The following is a 14,142-nucleotide window of genomic DNA, read 5'->3' on the forward strand; positions in this document are numbered from 1 at the left end:
CATTCCGAACCCGGAAGTTAAGCTTCCCTGCGCCGATGGTACTGCACTCGGGAGGGTGTGGGAGAGTAGGTCACCGCCGGACAATCTTTATAGGGAGGGCCCCGACGCCGAGCGTCGGGGCCCTTTCTGTATTCTGCCGCGGCATCGCTTGTCGCTGTGGGGCGCGCATAGTACGGTCGCGTCCACGAGTGGTAACCAACAGGTACGGGCTTCCGTCGAGGGGGCCTGGTGAGCGAGATCTTCATCTCTTACCGTCGCGCCGACAGCGCCGCGGTGTCCGGTCGCTTGTATGCGGATCTCCAGAGGGCACGGACCATCTCGGCCGAGTAGTGCTCACCACTTCATCCAGCTGCCCAGGGTGCTGGCGTTGACGCCGAACTCCCGCGCCACCGACGCCACCGCCCCGATCGGTCTCCAGCACCATTTGCCTTCCGCGTCATGATGGACGCGCACTCGCCTTGGCGCATCGGTGTGTCCCTGTTGGCACCAGCGCGCTGAGCGTCCGCGTATACCGGATTTTCCGATGAGCGGGCCCTCAGGAGTCGGTCGTCGCCTGGCCTCCTTGATCAGCGGTGCACGGCACATAAGTGCCTTGAGACATGCCGCTTGCGTCTCTCATACCGCGGTGTCTGCGGTGCTGCGTGTGCTCGACCTGATCTGCCGAGCGAGCGACCCGCTGCAGGTAAGTCTCGCCCCCAGCCGCGATGAGTCTCGCGATGATCCCAGGTCTACACGTCACACCGCTCCATCGCACTCGAATCAGGAGACATCTTGAGGCTTCTTCTGACGTCCGGAGGCGTCACGAACGCGAGCATCCGCGATGCGCTGGTCGATCTGCTGGGCAAGCCCATCGCCGACTCCAGTGCCCTCTGCATCCCTACGGCGGAGTATGGCCACCCCATGTGCACGCCGGACTCTGCCTGGCGCTTCATCGCCGGACAGAGCCCGGCACCGATGTGCGACCTGGGCTGGAAGTCGGTGGGCGTCCTCGAGCTCACCGCACTGCCCAGCATCGGCAAGGACCGATGGGTCCCCTGGGTCCGGGAGGCTGACGTCCTGCTGGTGGACGGCGGCGATGCGACGTACCTGTGCCACTGGATGCGGCAGTCCGGGCTGACGGATCTCCTGCCGTCGCTGCCCGAGACGGTCTGGGTGGGGGTGAGCGCCGGAAGCATGGTGATGACCCCGCGCATCGGTGACTACTTCGTCGAATGGACGCCGCCCGCCGGAAGCGACCACACCCTAGGGGTCGTCGACTTCTCGATCTTCCCGCACCTGGAACACGAGCTCATGCCGGGAAACACCATGGCCGATGCCGAGAGATGGGCCGCCGACATCGCGGGTCCGGCGTACGCCATCGACGACCAGACGGCCATCAAGGTGACGGACGGCACCGTCGAGGTCGTCTCCGAGGGGCAGTGGAAGTCCTTTTCCTCCTAGCCGCCGACGCCAACCGCGCGTGAGCCAGGCGTCCTCTCGTGCCGCAGCCAGGGGCTCCTCCGGCACCCCTGGACAGTCACTCCACGAAACGGACACTCAGCCTGTTACCGGTACTTCGCCGTGGCCCTGCTTTCTGACCACCTGGGACATCCGACACCGGATCTCTGACCGCGACGTGCAGCTCGCCAAGTATTTCGACAGCGCCCGAGTGACGGCGCCTTACGGGGAGCGGCACGTTGCTGAACCCGGCCGGCGGCACACTAGCGGGGCGCCGGAGGGATTCTGGATAATGATCGCGTGCTCGCGGTCGGGGCGAAGGCGATACCGCGGCTGATCATCGTGCTCGCCCTGGTCGTTCTGCTCGTGACGGCCAAGAATCAGGTGCCGGCCGTGGTCAGTGCCGTTGACGTGCCGTCGTCGGGTGTCGTCCTGGCGCCGGAGCTCGTGCCTTTCAGGGCGGCCGTGCGGGGTCTGTCGTCCCCCTCGTCGCGCGCCGAATCGCCCGGCATGCCGCGCGTGGCGGCTCCGCGCGCGGCTGACAGGGCGAAGAGCGTGGCGAAGGTGCCGGCGAAGCAGATCTCGAAGCGGCTGGACCGCTTTCTGGCGGGCAGGCCGGGGCCGGTGACGGCGATGGTGAAGGAGCTGGGGACCGGGCGGGTCTACCGGTATCACGCCGGCGAGCGGCTGATCACGGCCAGCACGGCCAAGGTGCAGATCCTCATGGCGCTGCTCCTGCGTACCCCGTGGAAGAAGCTTCCCGCGGCGGTCAGGCGCGATGCGGAGAAGATGATCCGCTACAGCGACAACCACGCGGCCGACCGGCTGTGGCTGCGGATCGGGGGCGCGGCGGGGTTCAGCGCGGCGGGGAAGAAGTACGGGTTGAGGCACACCCAGGGCGTGCCGGGGAACTGCGTCGACCTGTACTGCTGGGGGATCACGAAGACGTCCGTGGACGACCAGGTGCGGCTCATGGCGGCGCTGGTGTCGGAGAAGAGCCCGCTGAAGGCCGGGGATCGCAAGCAGGTGCTCAAGCTCATGGGCGCGGTCGTAGCCGGCCAGGACTGGGGCATCAGCGCCGCCGCGTGCCGGGGCGAGCGCGTGGCGCTGAAGAACGGCTGGCTCAAGCGCGTCTCGAACAAGCTCTGGGCCACGATCAGCGTCGGGCTGATCAGGGACGGCGGGCGTGACTACGCCGTTGCCGTACTCACCGAGGGCAGCCCTGAGGTGGGGTACGGCATCGCGACGGTCGAAGGCGTGGCAGAGCGGATCATGCGTGACTTTCGGCGATGCCAGGAGTGACCAGCCGGTAGCCCACCCCGCGTACGGTCTGGATGAGCCGGTCGTCCTCGTCGCCCAGGCGCGCCCGCAGGCGCTTGACGTGCACCGCGATCGTGTTCGTCGAGGTGTTCGCGGCGGCGTGCCAGACGTGGCGCATGATCTGCTCGCGGGTGACCGTGCGGTCGGCGTTGCGCATGAGGTACTGCAGCAGCTCGAACTCGCGCAACGGCAGGTGCACGGCCCGCCCGGCCACGCGCACCTGATAGGCCTGTACGTCCAGCTCGACCCCGCCCACGGCCAGCACCTTGCGGGACTCGGGCGAGGCCGCCTGGATGAACGGCAGCAGCTCCGGCACCCTGTAGGGTCTGGCCACGCAGGCGGCGGCGCCGGCCGCGAGCGCGCGTACCGCCTGCTCGGCGTGTCCCTCGCCGACGCCGAGCAGCACGGGTACGGCCCGGGCCCGCCGTACGGCGCGGACGAACTCGACCGCGTCGATGACCGGCAGCGTAGCCGAGACGAGCACCACATCCGGCTGGAGGGCGCCCGCCTGCAGCAGCCCCTGAGCGCCGTCCGGGGCGCCGGTCACGGCCACGCCCTCGCGTTCGAGGGCCGTGGCCACGTCGTCCACGACGGAGTCGTCGGGGTCGGCGATGAGCAGTACGGGCTTGGTCCTCGTGTCCCCGTTCATCGTGGATGCCGCCTGCTGTTGGGTCATCAGCCGAAGCGCCCCGTGATGTAGTCCTCGGTCGCCTTCTGCGTCGGGTTGGTGAACATGCGGGACGTCTCGTCCATCTCGATGACCTTGCCGGGCTGGCCCTGAGCGGCGAGGTTGAAGAAGGCGGTCCTGTCGCTGACCCGGGCGGCCTGCTGCATGTTGTGGGTGACGATGACGATGGTGTACTTGTCCTTCAGCTTGGCCATCAGGTCCTCGATGGCCAGCGTGGAGATCGGGTCGAGGGCCGAGCAGGGCTCGTCCATCAGCAGGACCTCGGGCTGGACCGCGATGGCGCGGGCGATGCAGAGGCGCTGCTGCTGACCGCCGGACAGGCCGGCGCCGGGCTTGTTGAGGCGGTCCTTGACCTCGTTCCAGAGGTTGGCGCCCTTGAGGGAGTCCTCGACGATGCCGTCCATCTCGGACCTGGAGATGCGACCCCGGTTGAGGCGGAGGCCGGCGGCCACGTTCTCGTAGATCGACATCGTGGGGAACGGGTTGGGGCGCTGGAACACCATGCCGATCAGGCGGCGGACCGAGACCGGCTCGATCGTGGGGGCGTACAGGTCGTCGCCGTCGAGCAGCACCTTGCCCTCCACCCGCGCGCCGGGGATGACCTCGTGCATGCGGTTGAGCGTGCGCAGGAACGTCGACTTGCCGCATCCCGACGGGCCGATGAAGGCGGTGATCGAGCGGGGCTCGATGGTCATGGACACGTCCTCGATCGCCTTGTGCGATCCGTAGTACGCGTCCAGGCCCGAGACCTGGATCTGCTTGGACATTGTGGTCGTTTCCCCCTATCGGCCCTTGGCAGGCGAGCGCCACCAGGCGATCAGGCGCGCCACCAGGTTGAGCAGCATGACGATCAGGATGAGCGTGAGGGCTCCGGTCCACGCCCGGTCGATGGCGGTGTCGTTCGGACGGGCCGCCTGGTCGAAGACGAAGAGCGGAAGGCCCATCTGCGGCCCGTTGAACGGGTCGTTGTTGATGGAGTTGGTGAAGAACACCGTCATCAGCAGCGGCGCGGTCTCGCCGGCGACGCGGGCCACGGCCAGCATGACACCGGTGACGATGCCGGTGAACGCGGTGGGCAGCACGACCTTGACGATGGTGCGCCACTTGGGCACGCCCAGCGCGTACGAGGCCTCGCGCAGGTCGTTCGGCACCAGCCGGAGCATCTCCTCCGCGGACCGCACGACCGTCGGCATCATCAGGATGGACAGCGCCAGCGCGCCCGCCCAGCCGGAGAACTCGAAGCCGAGGAAGAGGATCCAGAACGCGAAGACGAACAGGCCCGCAACGACGGAAGGGACGCCGGTCATGACGTCCACGAAGAAGCTGATGGAGCGGCTCAGCCGGCCGCCGTTGCCGTACTCGACCAGGTAGATGGCGGTGAGCAGGCCGATCGGCACCGAGATGAGCGAGGCCAGCAGGACCTGTTCGAGCGTGCCGATGATGGCGTGGTACGCGCCGCCGTTGGCGTCCCTGGCTCCGATGCCGTTCATGGAGTGGGTGAGGAACTCCAGGTCGAAGCGGGCCAGGCCGTTGGAGATGACCAGCCAGAGCACGGAGACGAGCGGCACCACGGCCAGCGCGAACGCCAGATAGACCAGGCCCTGGACGACCCGGTCCTTGATCCGGCGGCCGGTGGAGATGTGTTGGATCGTGGTCATGCGCCGGTCCTCGCGTACTCCTTGCGGCGGTTGATGACGAACCGCGCCGCCATGTTGACCAGCAGCGTGATCACGAACAGCACCAGGCCGGACGCGATCAGGGCGCCCCGGCCGATGTCGTTGGCCTCGCCGAAGCCGTTGGCGATGTTCGCCGCGATGCTGTTGGCGTGCGGGGTGAGGATCTGGAAGGTGATGTCGAAGGTGGCGGGGAAGATCAGCGCGACCGCGATGGTCTCGCCCATGGCGCGGCCGAGGCCGAGCATGGCGGCGCTGATGACGCCGGGGCGGCCGAACGGCAGCACGGCCATCCTGATCATTTCCCAGCGGGTCGCGCCGAGCGCGAGCGCCGCCTCCTCGTTCATCTTGGGGGCCTGGAGGAACACCTCGCGGGAGATGGCGGCGATGATCGGCAGGATCATGATGGCCAGCACGACCGAGCCGGCGAGCATGGTCTTGCCGCCGATGATGCCGTCACCGCCGAACAGCGGGAACCAGCCGAAGGTCTCGTTGAGCCACTGCGAGGGCGTCCTGAGCAGCGGCACCAGGAACGCCACGCCCCAGAGGCCGTACACCACGCTGGGCACGGCGGCGAGCAGGTCGATCAGGTAGCCGAGCGGGGCGGCCAGCCTGCGCGGCGCGTAGTGCGAGATGAACAGCGCCACGCCGACCGCGATCGGGGTCGCGATGACGAGCGCGAGCAGGGAGCTGAGCACGGTGCCGAACGCCAGTGCCGCGATGCCGAACTCGCGGCTGCTGTTGGGCTCCCAGGTCAGCTCCGAGAAGAAGTTCGCCTCGTTCGCCCGCAAGGCCGGGATCGCCTCGCTGATGAGGAACACGGCGATGGCCGCCATGATCGCCAGAAGGGCGACGCCGGCCGCGGTGGACAGGTAGCGGAAGGGCGCTTCACCGCGGCTGCGCCGCGAGGCGGACCGGCTCGTGGCCGGCCCGCCGTCACGGGTACGTACGTTGGTCGCCATAGGGGATTAGGAGATCGCCTCGACCGCGGTCCGGACCTTGGTGAGCAGAGTGCCCGAGAGCGGGGCGTAGCCCAGCTCCTTGAGCGCCGCCTGGCCCTCGTCGCTGGAGGTGTACTTGAGGAACTCCTTGACGACCTTGGCCTCCTCGGCCGGCAGGCCCTTCTCGCAGGTGATCTCGTAGGTCACCAGGACGATCGGGTAGGCGCCCGCGGTCTTGGTGGCGTAGTCGATCGACAGGGCCAGGTCGTTGCCGGTGCCCTTGATCTCGGCCGTCTCGACCGTCTTGGCCGCGTTCTCGGGGGTCAGCTCGACGAACTCGCCGGCGCCGTTGGCGACCTTGGCCTTCTGCAGCGAGGAGTTCTCGGCGTAGGAGAGCTCGACGTAGCTGATGGCGCCCTCGGTGTCCTTGACGGAGGAGGCGATGCCGTCGGAGCCCTTGGAGCCCTGGCCCTTGGCCTCGGCCGGCCAGGCCTTGGCGGGCTCGTGCGGCCACTCGGCCTCGGCCGTGGCCTTGAGGAACTTCGTGAAGTTGTCGCTGGTGCCCGACTCGTCCGAGCGGTGGAACGCCTGGATCGGGGTGGAGGGCAGCGTGGCGCTGGGGTTGTCGGCCTTGATGGCGGCGTCGTCCCACTTGGTGATCTTGCTGTTGAAGATCCCGGCGAGCGTCTTGGGGGAGAGCTGCAGGCCCTCGACGCCGGGCAGGTTGTAGACGACCGCGACCGGGCCGGTCACCATCGGGATGTTGATGGCGTTGCCGGTCTTGCACCGGGCGTTGGCCTGGGCGGGCTCGTCCTCCTTCAGGGCCGAGTCGGAGCCGGCGAAGGCCACCGTGCCCTGGATGAACGCCTGCACACCCGCGCCCGAGCCGCTGGGCTGGTAGTTCAGGGTGACGCCAGGGTTCGTGGCCGTGAAGTTCTTCGTCCACTCGGTGATCGCGTTGGCCTGGGCCGAGGAGCCCGCGGCGTTGATCGTGCCACTCAGGCCACCGTTGTCGTTGCCCGCGGCGGGTGCGCCGGCGCTGGCGGAGCTGGTGCTGCCAGCGCCGGCGTTGTTGTCTGTGCCGCACGCAGCGAGCGAGAGCGCGCCGACGACGGCGACGGCGGCGAGCCGGCCTGCATACTTCACGGTTGGGTTCCTCCCACTTGGTCCTTAGTCGCCATGAAGGTATGCAGCGAAGGTGACTCAGACCCCCTATCAAGGGTGAACGTTCGGTGAACGCGCCAGGTCACCCTCATGATGGGTGCTATGACTTATCGCGTATGCGTGGTGTGCATGGGGAACATCTGCCGATCGCCGATGGCCGAGGTCGTCCTCCGTCAGACGCTCGCCGACCGCGGCCTCGGCGACCGCGTCATCGTCGAGAGCGCCGGGACCGGCGGGTGGCACGTCGGGGATCCCATGGACGAGCGGGCGCTGGAGATCCTCGCCGCGCGCGGCTACGACGGCTCCACGCACCGGGCCCGGCAGTTCACCAAGGACTGGTTCGACCGCTACGACCTCGTGCTCGCCATGGACCGGGACAACCTGTCCAACCTCCGCCGGCTGGCCTCCGCCGGGGTGGAGGTGCAACTGTTCCGCTCCTTCGACCCGGCGGCGCCGGAAGGGGCCGAGGTGCCGGATCCGTACTACGGGGGCCGGGAGGGGTTCGAGGAGGTGCTGGGGCTGGTCGAGGCCGCCTCCGAGGGGATCGCCAAGCACATCGCCGACTCGCTCGATGAGAGTCACTGAGGACCTCGGCTCGTCGCACGGCTGGCGGCTGCGGCGGGGCGTGCTGGACGACGGGCGCGAGGTGTTCGCCAAGACCGGGGCCGCCTCCGAGGTGTTCGCCTCGGAGGCGGCCGGGCTGCGCTGGCTGGGCGAGGCCGCCGCGGTGCCCGAGGTGATCGAGGTGGGGCCCGAGCGGCTCGTGCTGTCCTGGGTACGCCAGGAGCGGCCCGACGCGGCCGCCGCCGAGCGGTTCGGGCGTTCGCTGGCCCGGCTGCACAGGGCCGGGGCGCCGGGCTTCGGCGCGCCGTGGGCCGGGTTCATCGCCGAGTTGCCGATGGACAACTCGCCCTGCGCCGACTGGCCGGCGTTCTACGGTGACCGGCGGGTGCTGCCGTTCCTGCGGCTCGCGCGGCTGCCTGCTGCTGACGTCGCGCTGGTGGAGCGGGCGGTGGGGCGCTTCACCGACGTCGCGGGGCCCGCGGAGCCGCCCGCGCGGATCCACGGGGATCTGTGGAGCGGGAACGTGCTCTGGTCGGGCGGGGAAGGGGTGCTGATCGATCCGGCTGCCCATGGTGGGCATCGGGAGACGGATCTGGCCATGCTGGAGCTGTTCGGGCTGCCGTACCTGGATCGGGCGCTGGGGGCGTACCGGGAGGAGTGGCCGCTCGCGGAGGGGTGGCGGGAGCGGGTGCCGCTGCACCAGCTACATCCGCTGCTCGTGCACGTGGTGCTGTACGGGGGGAGTTATCGGGAGAGCTTGATGAGGGCGGTGCGGCGGGTGCTGGCCCTCTGACTTGTCTTCACGGCTGCGGCGGCGTGGCGGGCGACCTGTGCCGGCGCTCAGCCGTCCTCTCGCTTGCGGTAGGCCCTCAGCCGTCCTTTCGCTTGCGGTAGGCGCGCTGCTGGCAGGCGCGTGAGCAGTAGACGCGGGGACGGCCCGAGGCGGCCGGCTCCAGCGCCTTGCCGCACTCCCGGCAGGTTTCGTCACGATTTTCGTCACGCTCGCGGATGAGGGCCTCGACGCCGTCCAGGAGGCGGCGCAGGCCGAACTCGAAGGAGTCCTCCGGGTGGTCCCAGCCGCCCGACTCCCACAGGTGGGTGATCGCCGGGTAGCGGTCGAGGCGCTCGTACAGGGAGTCGCGGGATCCCCACCACTCCTGCTCGGACACGCCGCTGCGGCGCTCCTCGCGCTGCGTCTCGACCAGGACCAGGGCCTCGGCGTCCACGAAGCGGCCGAGCAGGCCGATGACCGCGATCACCTCGGACGGCCTGAGCGCGGTGCCGGTCAGCGTGGCCAGCATGTCGTCGTAGTGGGCGACCCCGTGCGGGCCCGGGAGGTGGCGGGTGCCGCGCACCTCGGCCAGCCACGGGTGCCGCCTGCGGATCTCCCACGCCTGCCTGGCGATCGCCTCCAGCCGGGCGCGCCAGCCCTCCTGCTGGGGCAGGGCCTTCGGGTGCTCGCTCATGACCTCGTCGCTCATGAGATCGACGAGCTGGTCGCGGCCGGGCACGTGGCGGTAGAGCGACATGGTCGTGAAGCCCAGCCGGTCGGCGACCTTGCGCATGGACAGGCCCTCCAGGCCCTCGGCGTCGGCCAGCTCGATGGCGGCGCGCACGATCCTGGCCACGCTCAGGCCGGGGCGCGGCTCGGGCTCCTCCTGCCGCCACAGCAGCTCGACGGGATCCTGGCTCATTGGCATGCCTCTAGTTTATGGTGTACTACTTCGTGTACGGCATAAACACGGTGGAGGTAGCTGAGATGTTCTACGTGTCCCCGGCAGGGGACGACTCCTGGCAGGGCTCCTTCGAGCACCCGTTCCGGACCCTGGAGCGGGCCCGGTCCGCGGCTCGCGAGGTCCCCGGCGAGGTCGTCGTGCGGCTGAGGGGCGGCACGCACGTGCTGACCCGGCCGTTCGAGCTCACGGAGGCCGACTCGGGGACGGTCTACGAGGCGTACGGCCACGGGACCGCCGAGCGGGAGGAGGCGGTGGTGAGCGGCGGCCGGCAGATCACGGGGTGGCGGGAGCGCGACGGCGTCTGGCTGGCCGAGGTCGGCGACCTGGAGATCCGCCAGCTCTACGTGGACGGCCGCCGGGCCGCCCGCGCCGCCATCCCCGGCCTGCCGGGGGCGGCGGAGGCGACCGGGACGGGATACGTCACGGACAGCGCCGAGCCGCTCGGGTGGCGGAGCGCCGAGTTCGTCCACCGGGGCGTCTACCCGTGGACGGAGGCGCGGCTGCGGATGGACCGGGTCGCGGCCGAAGGGGACCGGACGGTGATCACCATGGCCCAGCCCGGGTTCGGGTGGGCCGTGGAGCTGTACAACTCCACCTGGGAGGGCAACACCTCCCGCGGTCCCGGCCTGCCGACGGCGATCGAGAACGACCCGGGGTTCCTGCGCGAGCCGGGCACGTTCGTGCTCGACCGGTCGCGGCCGGGGGGTCACGTGCTGATGTACCTGCCGCTGCCCGGTGAGGACCCCGCGCGTACGACGGTGGTCGCGCCGGTCCTGGAGACGCTGGTGCGGGTCGCGGGGGCGCGGGACGTGGCGTTCAAGGGGCTGGTGTTCGCCGACGCCACCTGGTTGCGGCCGGGCCGTCCCGAAGGGTTCGTGCACTACCACGGGAGCGGCTACTACGAGGGTGGCGGGGTCGAGACCGCCGTTCTGGGCGAGGGCGCCTCCGTGACGTATCCAACGGATTCCGTCACGATCCCGGCCTGCGTGCGGTTCGAGGAGACGACGGGGGCGCGGGTCGAGGGATGCCGGTTCACCCGGCTCGGGGCCTCCGGGCTGGGGGTCTCCGGGGGCGAAGGGCTCACGGTACGCGGCTGCGACTTCGACACGCTGTCCGCCGGGGGCATCGTGGTGTCCGGCAGCCGGGGGACCACCGTCGAGGACAACCGGGTGCGGCAGGTCGGGCTGGAGTTCAGCGGGTCGCCGGGGATCGCCGTGACCGGCACGCACGGTTGCGTCGTCGCGAACAACGAAGTCAGCCAGGTGCCTCACTGCGGCATCGTCGCCGGCGCGGGCGAGGGCACCAGGATCCTGCGCAACCTGACCGTGGACACCATGCAGGTGCTCGCCGACGGAGGCGGGGTGTACATGAGCGGGCCCCAGGGGGAGGGGGCCGAGGTGCGGGGGAACGTGATCAAGGACACGCGCACGCCGTACAACTTCGGGCTCTACCTCGACTACGGCGCCAGCGGGGTGACCGTCGAGGAGAACGTCGTCATGCGCGCCGACAACACGTCCGTCCTGCACGTGGGGCCGCCGCTGGAGAACGTCGTCTTCCGGGGCAACTTCTGGGACGCCGACCCGCTCGGGCACGACGACCCGCCGAGCGGGGTCACGTACGAGGAGAACGTGACCATCAAAGATGAACGCGAGCTGAACGCCGCGACCGAGGACATCCGGTCGCGGGCGGGTCTGCTGCGGCCCCGGGGCTAAGAGCTTCTGATCGTGGTGCCGTTGAGGCGGTTGATCACCTCGTTGTGCAGGATGCCGTTCGTGCACACCAGGCTGCCGCCCTCCAGGCTCTTCACCCCGGCGGTGTCGGTCCAGACGCCGCCGGCCTCCTCGACGATCACGGTGAGCGCGGCCATGTCCCACGGGGACAGCTCCGGCTCGGCCGACAGGTCCACCGAGCCTTCGGCGACCATCATGTGCGACCAGAAGTCGCCGTACGCCCGCGTGCGCCAGCAGGCGCGGCTGAGGTCGAGGAAGTTGTCGAGCTTGCCCCGCTTCTCCCAGCCGCCGAAGCTCGAATAGGAGAACGAGGCGTCCTCCAGGGCGGACACGGAGGACACCTGCATGCGGGACGCCTTGGTCAGGCTCTTGCCCGTCCACGCCCCGCCCTCGGTCGCCGCCCACCAGCGCCGGCCGAGGGCGGGGGCCGACACCAGGCCGACGACGACCTTGCCGTACTCCATGAGCGCGATCAGCGTGGCCCAGACCGGCACGCCGCGCACGTAGTTCTTGGTGCCGTCGATGGGGTCGATGATCCACGACCGGGCGCCCCACCCGGTCTTGCCGAACTCCTCGCCCACCACGGCGTCGCGCGGCCTGGCACGGCGCAGCGTGCCCCGGATGGCCTCCTCCACGGCACGGTCGGCGTCGCTGACCGGCGTCAGATCGGGCTTGGTCTCGACCTTCAGGTCGACCGCCTTGAACCGCCGCATGGTCAGGTCATCGGCGGCGTCCGCCATGACATGCGCGAGGCGAAGATCATCGTTATAACCCTGCACGGTCGCCCACGCTACCGTGTCGGGTATAGAGAGCATCAGTCGCTAAAGCCCCTTTTCTGGTAACTCGCATTCCAGTTACTCGCCGGTAGCATGGTCGGTATGTCGGTAGATGTCGGTGGCCTCCTGCTGGATACAGTTCCGTTTGCCCGGACTTTGGGGATCGTCTTCGAGACGGTCGAGGACGGGCGGGCGGTCTGCCGCGTGCCGGACCGTCCGGAGCAGCGCAACCACGTGTCAGGGCCGCACGCCGGGGTGCTCTTCACGCTCGCGGAGTCCGCGTCGGGGGCCGCCGTGCTGTCGTCACTGGGCGACCAGCTCAGCCGGGCGGTGCCGCTGCCCACCACGGCCACCATCGAGTACCGGAAGGTGGCGCTGGGGGAGGTGCGGGCCGAGGCCCGGCTGCTCGCCTCGCGCGAGGAGGTCGTGGCGAGACTGGACGCGGGGGAGCGGCCGGTGTTCGACGTGGCGGTGGAGATCACCGACGCGGGCGGCGACGTGGTGTCGGCCCTGACCGTCACCTGGACCCTCCGCCCGAACCGGCCCCGCTGAGCCGGCGGCGCTTCCCGCCCGCGCTCGTGCCGACCGTCGGATGAGCCCCGGTGACGGCGGCGAGGTGCATCGTCAGGAGGCGTCGTTGGGCAGGTGCGTCGTTCGGGCCACGGGTGGGTCAGGAGGCGTCGTTCGGGACGGGCTCGCGGCGGGGGGTGGACGGGTCGTCCGGGGTGCCCTCGCGGCTGGACAGGAGGCGGCGCAGGGACTCCAGGCGGGCGGGGTCGGCGTTGCCGGCCGCGACCCAGGCGTCCAGCGCGCAGTCCTCGTCCAGGTGGGTGCAGCCCTTCGGGCAGGTGACCGTGCCCTCCACCAGGTCGGGGAAGGCTGCCAGCACCGTCTCCACCGACACGTGCGCCAGGCCGAAGCTGCGCACGCCCGGCGTGTCGATGATCCAGCCGCCCTCGGGCAGCTCCAGGGCCACGGCCGAGGTGGAGGTGTGGCGGCCGCGGCCGGTGACGGCGTTGACCTGGGAGACGGCGCGGTTGGCGTCGGGAACCAGGGCGTTGACCAGCGTCGACTTGCCGACGCCCGAATGGCCCACCAGGACGCTGATGCGGCCGGCCAGGTGATCGCGCAGCTCGTCCAGGGAGCCGCCCTTGTGGACCACGACGTGCGACACGCCCAACGGCTCGTAGAGCGCCACCAGCTCGTCGGGCGGCGCGAGGTCGGGCTTGGTGAGGCAGAGCAGGGTGTCGATCTCGGCGTCGAAGGCCGCCACGAGGATCCTGTCGATCATGCGGGGGCGCGGCGGCGGGTCGGCCAGGGCGGTCACGATGACGAGCTGGTCGGCGTTGGCCACGACCGGCCGCTCGATGCCGTCGGTGTCTTCCGTGTCGTCGGCCGAGCGGCGCAGCATCGACGTGCGCGGCTCCACGCGTACGACTCTGGCCAGCGTGTCCGGGCGGCCCGAGACGTCTCCCACCAGAGCCACCCTGTCGCCCACGACGATGCCCTTGCGGCCCAGCTCGCGGGCCTTCATGGCGATGACGAGCCGGCGCTGCGGCGGCTTGCGTTTCTGGGCCGAGCCCTTGGGGCGCTCCGGCTCGACCAGCGTCGTGTAGCGGCCCCGGTCGACGGCCACCACGAACCCTTCAACGGCGTCCTCGTGCGCAGGACGGATCCGGGTCCTGGGGCGGGAACCCTTGCCCGGCCTGACCCGTACGTCGTCCTCGTCGTACTGCCGCTTGCTCAGCGGTCCGCTCCCATGCGCTCGCTTCCTCTCTGTGCTCGTGCTGTGTGCGTGCGGTCGTGATGGCCGGGCCGCGTGGCCAGGCCGTCGCGCCGGCGTGCCTCACCTGTGCCACCGGCGAAGGGCCGGCCCGCACCACCGATGGCTGTCGCCGTGGAGCTCTCCGGTGGGAGGAAGGCCCCCGCGGTGCTCCATCGTGCGCGGCCCGTGCTGGTGGGGCGCCGACCGGCGTGGCCGTGCCCTGCTGAGCGCCGGCGTGCGTGGCCGGGGCTCGTGAGGGGACGGCCCGTGCGGGCGGTGTCGAACGTGTGCGTGCAGGTGTAGCCGATATCGATGCTGCGGACGCCATCCTGCGCTGAGCGGATGGCG

General features: G+C 70.1%; 14 protein-coding genes and 1 rRNA gene. 7 read left to right on the forward strand and 8 right to left on the reverse strand.

Going from position 1 to position 14,142, the window contains the following annotated elements:
• From rrf to AB0I79_RS13740, 3 genes are all read left to right on the forward strand, one after another.
• Nucleotides 1–82: ribosomal RNA gene (gene rrf / locus AB0I79_RS13730) — 5S ribosomal RNA — on the forward strand; the annotation flags it as partial.
• 689 nt (nucleotides 83–771) lie between these two features.
• Nucleotides 772–1,440: a Type 1 glutamine amidotransferase-like domain-containing protein gene (locus AB0I79_RS13735; protein WP_357871670.1), complete on the forward strand. Its 669-nt coding sequence runs from the start codon at nucleotides 772–774 to the stop codon at nucleotides 1,438–1,440.
• Between the two features lie 297 nt (nucleotides 1,441–1,737).
• Nucleotides 1,738–2,739, forward strand: coding sequence for a serine hydrolase (locus AB0I79_RS13740; RefSeq protein ID WP_357871673.1), 1,002 nt, complete (start codon nucleotides 1,738–1,740; stop codon nucleotides 2,737–2,739).
• Here AB0I79_RS13740 and AB0I79_RS13745 read toward each other — a convergent pair.
• Genes AB0I79_RS13745 through pstS form a run of 5 tightly spaced genes read right to left on the reverse strand, consistent with a single transcriptional unit; the run spans nucleotide 2,708 to nucleotide 7,205 of the window.
• The gene (locus AB0I79_RS13745) at nucleotides 2,708–3,433 is read right to left on the reverse strand and encodes a response regulator transcription factor (RefSeq protein WP_357871675.1); all 726 of its coding nucleotides are present in this window, start codon (nucleotides 3,431–3,433) and stop codon (nucleotides 2,708–2,710) included. The genes AB0I79_RS13740 and AB0I79_RS13745 overlap by 32 nt on opposite strands.
• Entirely contained in the window at nucleotides 3,433–4,212 is a 780-nt protein-coding gene (gene pstB / locus AB0I79_RS13750; RefSeq protein WP_357871678.1) for a phosphate ABC transporter ATP-binding protein PstB, read from the reverse strand. Before pstB ends, AB0I79_RS13745 begins: the two co-directional genes overlap by 1 nt.
• A gap of 15 nt (nucleotides 4,213–4,227) precedes the next feature.
• Nucleotides 4,228–5,103 carry a phosphate ABC transporter permease PstA gene (gene pstA, locus AB0I79_RS13755; protein ID WP_357871680.1) on the reverse strand — a complete coding sequence of 292 codons (876 nt, stop codon included), beginning with the start codon at nucleotides 5,101–5,103 and terminating at the stop codon, nucleotides 4,228–4,230.
• A complete protein-coding gene (pstC, locus tag AB0I79_RS13760) occupies nucleotides 5,100–6,080 on the reverse strand; it encodes a phosphate ABC transporter permease subunit PstC (protein ID WP_357871683.1) in 981 nt (326 codons plus the stop codon). Before pstC ends, pstA begins: the two co-directional genes overlap by 4 nt.
• A gap of 6 nt (nucleotides 6,081–6,086) precedes the next feature.
• The gene (gene pstS / locus AB0I79_RS13765) at nucleotides 6,087–7,205 is read right to left on the reverse strand and encodes a phosphate ABC transporter substrate-binding protein PstS (RefSeq protein ID WP_357871686.1); all 1,119 of its coding nucleotides are present in this window, start codon (nucleotides 7,203–7,205) and stop codon (nucleotides 6,087–6,089) included.
• A 120-nt stretch (nucleotides 7,206–7,325) separates the two neighbouring features.
• Here pstS and AB0I79_RS13770 point away from each other — a divergent pair, with 120 nt between their 5' ends.
• On the forward strand, nucleotides 7,326–7,808 hold the full coding sequence (locus AB0I79_RS13770; RefSeq protein ID WP_357871689.1) for a low molecular weight protein-tyrosine-phosphatase: 483 nt from the start codon (nucleotides 7,326–7,328) through the stop codon (nucleotides 7,806–7,808).
• Complete coding sequence (locus AB0I79_RS13775; RefSeq protein WP_357871692.1) at nucleotides 7,795–8,580, forward strand: fructosamine kinase family protein; 786 nt, start codon at nucleotides 7,795–7,797, stop codon at nucleotides 8,578–8,580. The genes AB0I79_RS13770 and AB0I79_RS13775 overlap by 14 nt, the downstream gene beginning before the upstream one ends.
• Nucleotides 8,581–8,656: 76 nt before the next feature.
• Here AB0I79_RS13775 and AB0I79_RS13780 read toward each other — a convergent pair whose 3' ends face one another.
• Nucleotides 8,657–9,487: a TetR/AcrR family transcriptional regulator gene (locus tag AB0I79_RS13780; protein WP_357871695.1), complete on the reverse strand. Its 831-nt coding sequence runs from the start codon at nucleotides 9,485–9,487 to the stop codon at nucleotides 8,657–8,659.
• A gap of 11 nt (nucleotides 9,488–9,498) precedes the next feature.
• Here AB0I79_RS13780 and AB0I79_RS13785 point away from each other — a divergent pair, with 11 nt between their 5' ends.
• Nucleotides 9,499–11,235, forward strand: coding sequence for a right-handed parallel beta-helix repeat-containing protein (locus AB0I79_RS13785; protein WP_357871698.1), 1,737 nt, complete (start codon nucleotides 9,499–9,501; stop codon nucleotides 11,233–11,235).
• On the opposite strand, the gene hisN is transcribed toward AB0I79_RS13785, so the two are convergent.
• Complete coding sequence (hisN, locus tag AB0I79_RS13790; protein ID WP_357871700.1) at nucleotides 11,232–12,032, reverse strand: histidinol-phosphatase; 801 nt, start codon at nucleotides 12,030–12,032, stop codon at nucleotides 11,232–11,234. The two genes, AB0I79_RS13785 and hisN, sit on opposite strands and share 4 nt — an antisense overlap.
• Nucleotides 12,033–12,122: 90 nt before the next feature.
• Between hisN and AB0I79_RS13795 the strand changes: the two genes are divergently transcribed.
• The gene (locus AB0I79_RS13795; RefSeq protein ID WP_357871702.1) at nucleotides 12,123–12,581 is read left to right on the forward strand and encodes a DUF4442 domain-containing protein; all 459 of its coding nucleotides are present in this window, start codon (nucleotides 12,123–12,125) and stop codon (nucleotides 12,579–12,581) included.
• A 118-nt stretch (nucleotides 12,582–12,699) separates the two neighbouring features.
• Here the strand turns inward: AB0I79_RS13795 and rsgA are convergent, their stop codons facing one another.
• Complete coding sequence (gene rsgA, locus AB0I79_RS13800) at nucleotides 12,700–13,776, reverse strand: ribosome small subunit-dependent GTPase A (protein WP_357873045.1); 1,077 nt, start codon at nucleotides 13,774–13,776, stop codon at nucleotides 12,700–12,702.
• Nucleotides 13,777–14,142 lie beyond the last annotated feature (366 nt).

Origin of the sequence: Nonomuraea sp. NPDC050202 (assembly GCF_040656115.1) — a bacterium.
GTDB lineage: Bacteria > Actinomycetota > Actinomycetes > Streptosporangiales > Streptosporangiaceae > Nonomuraea.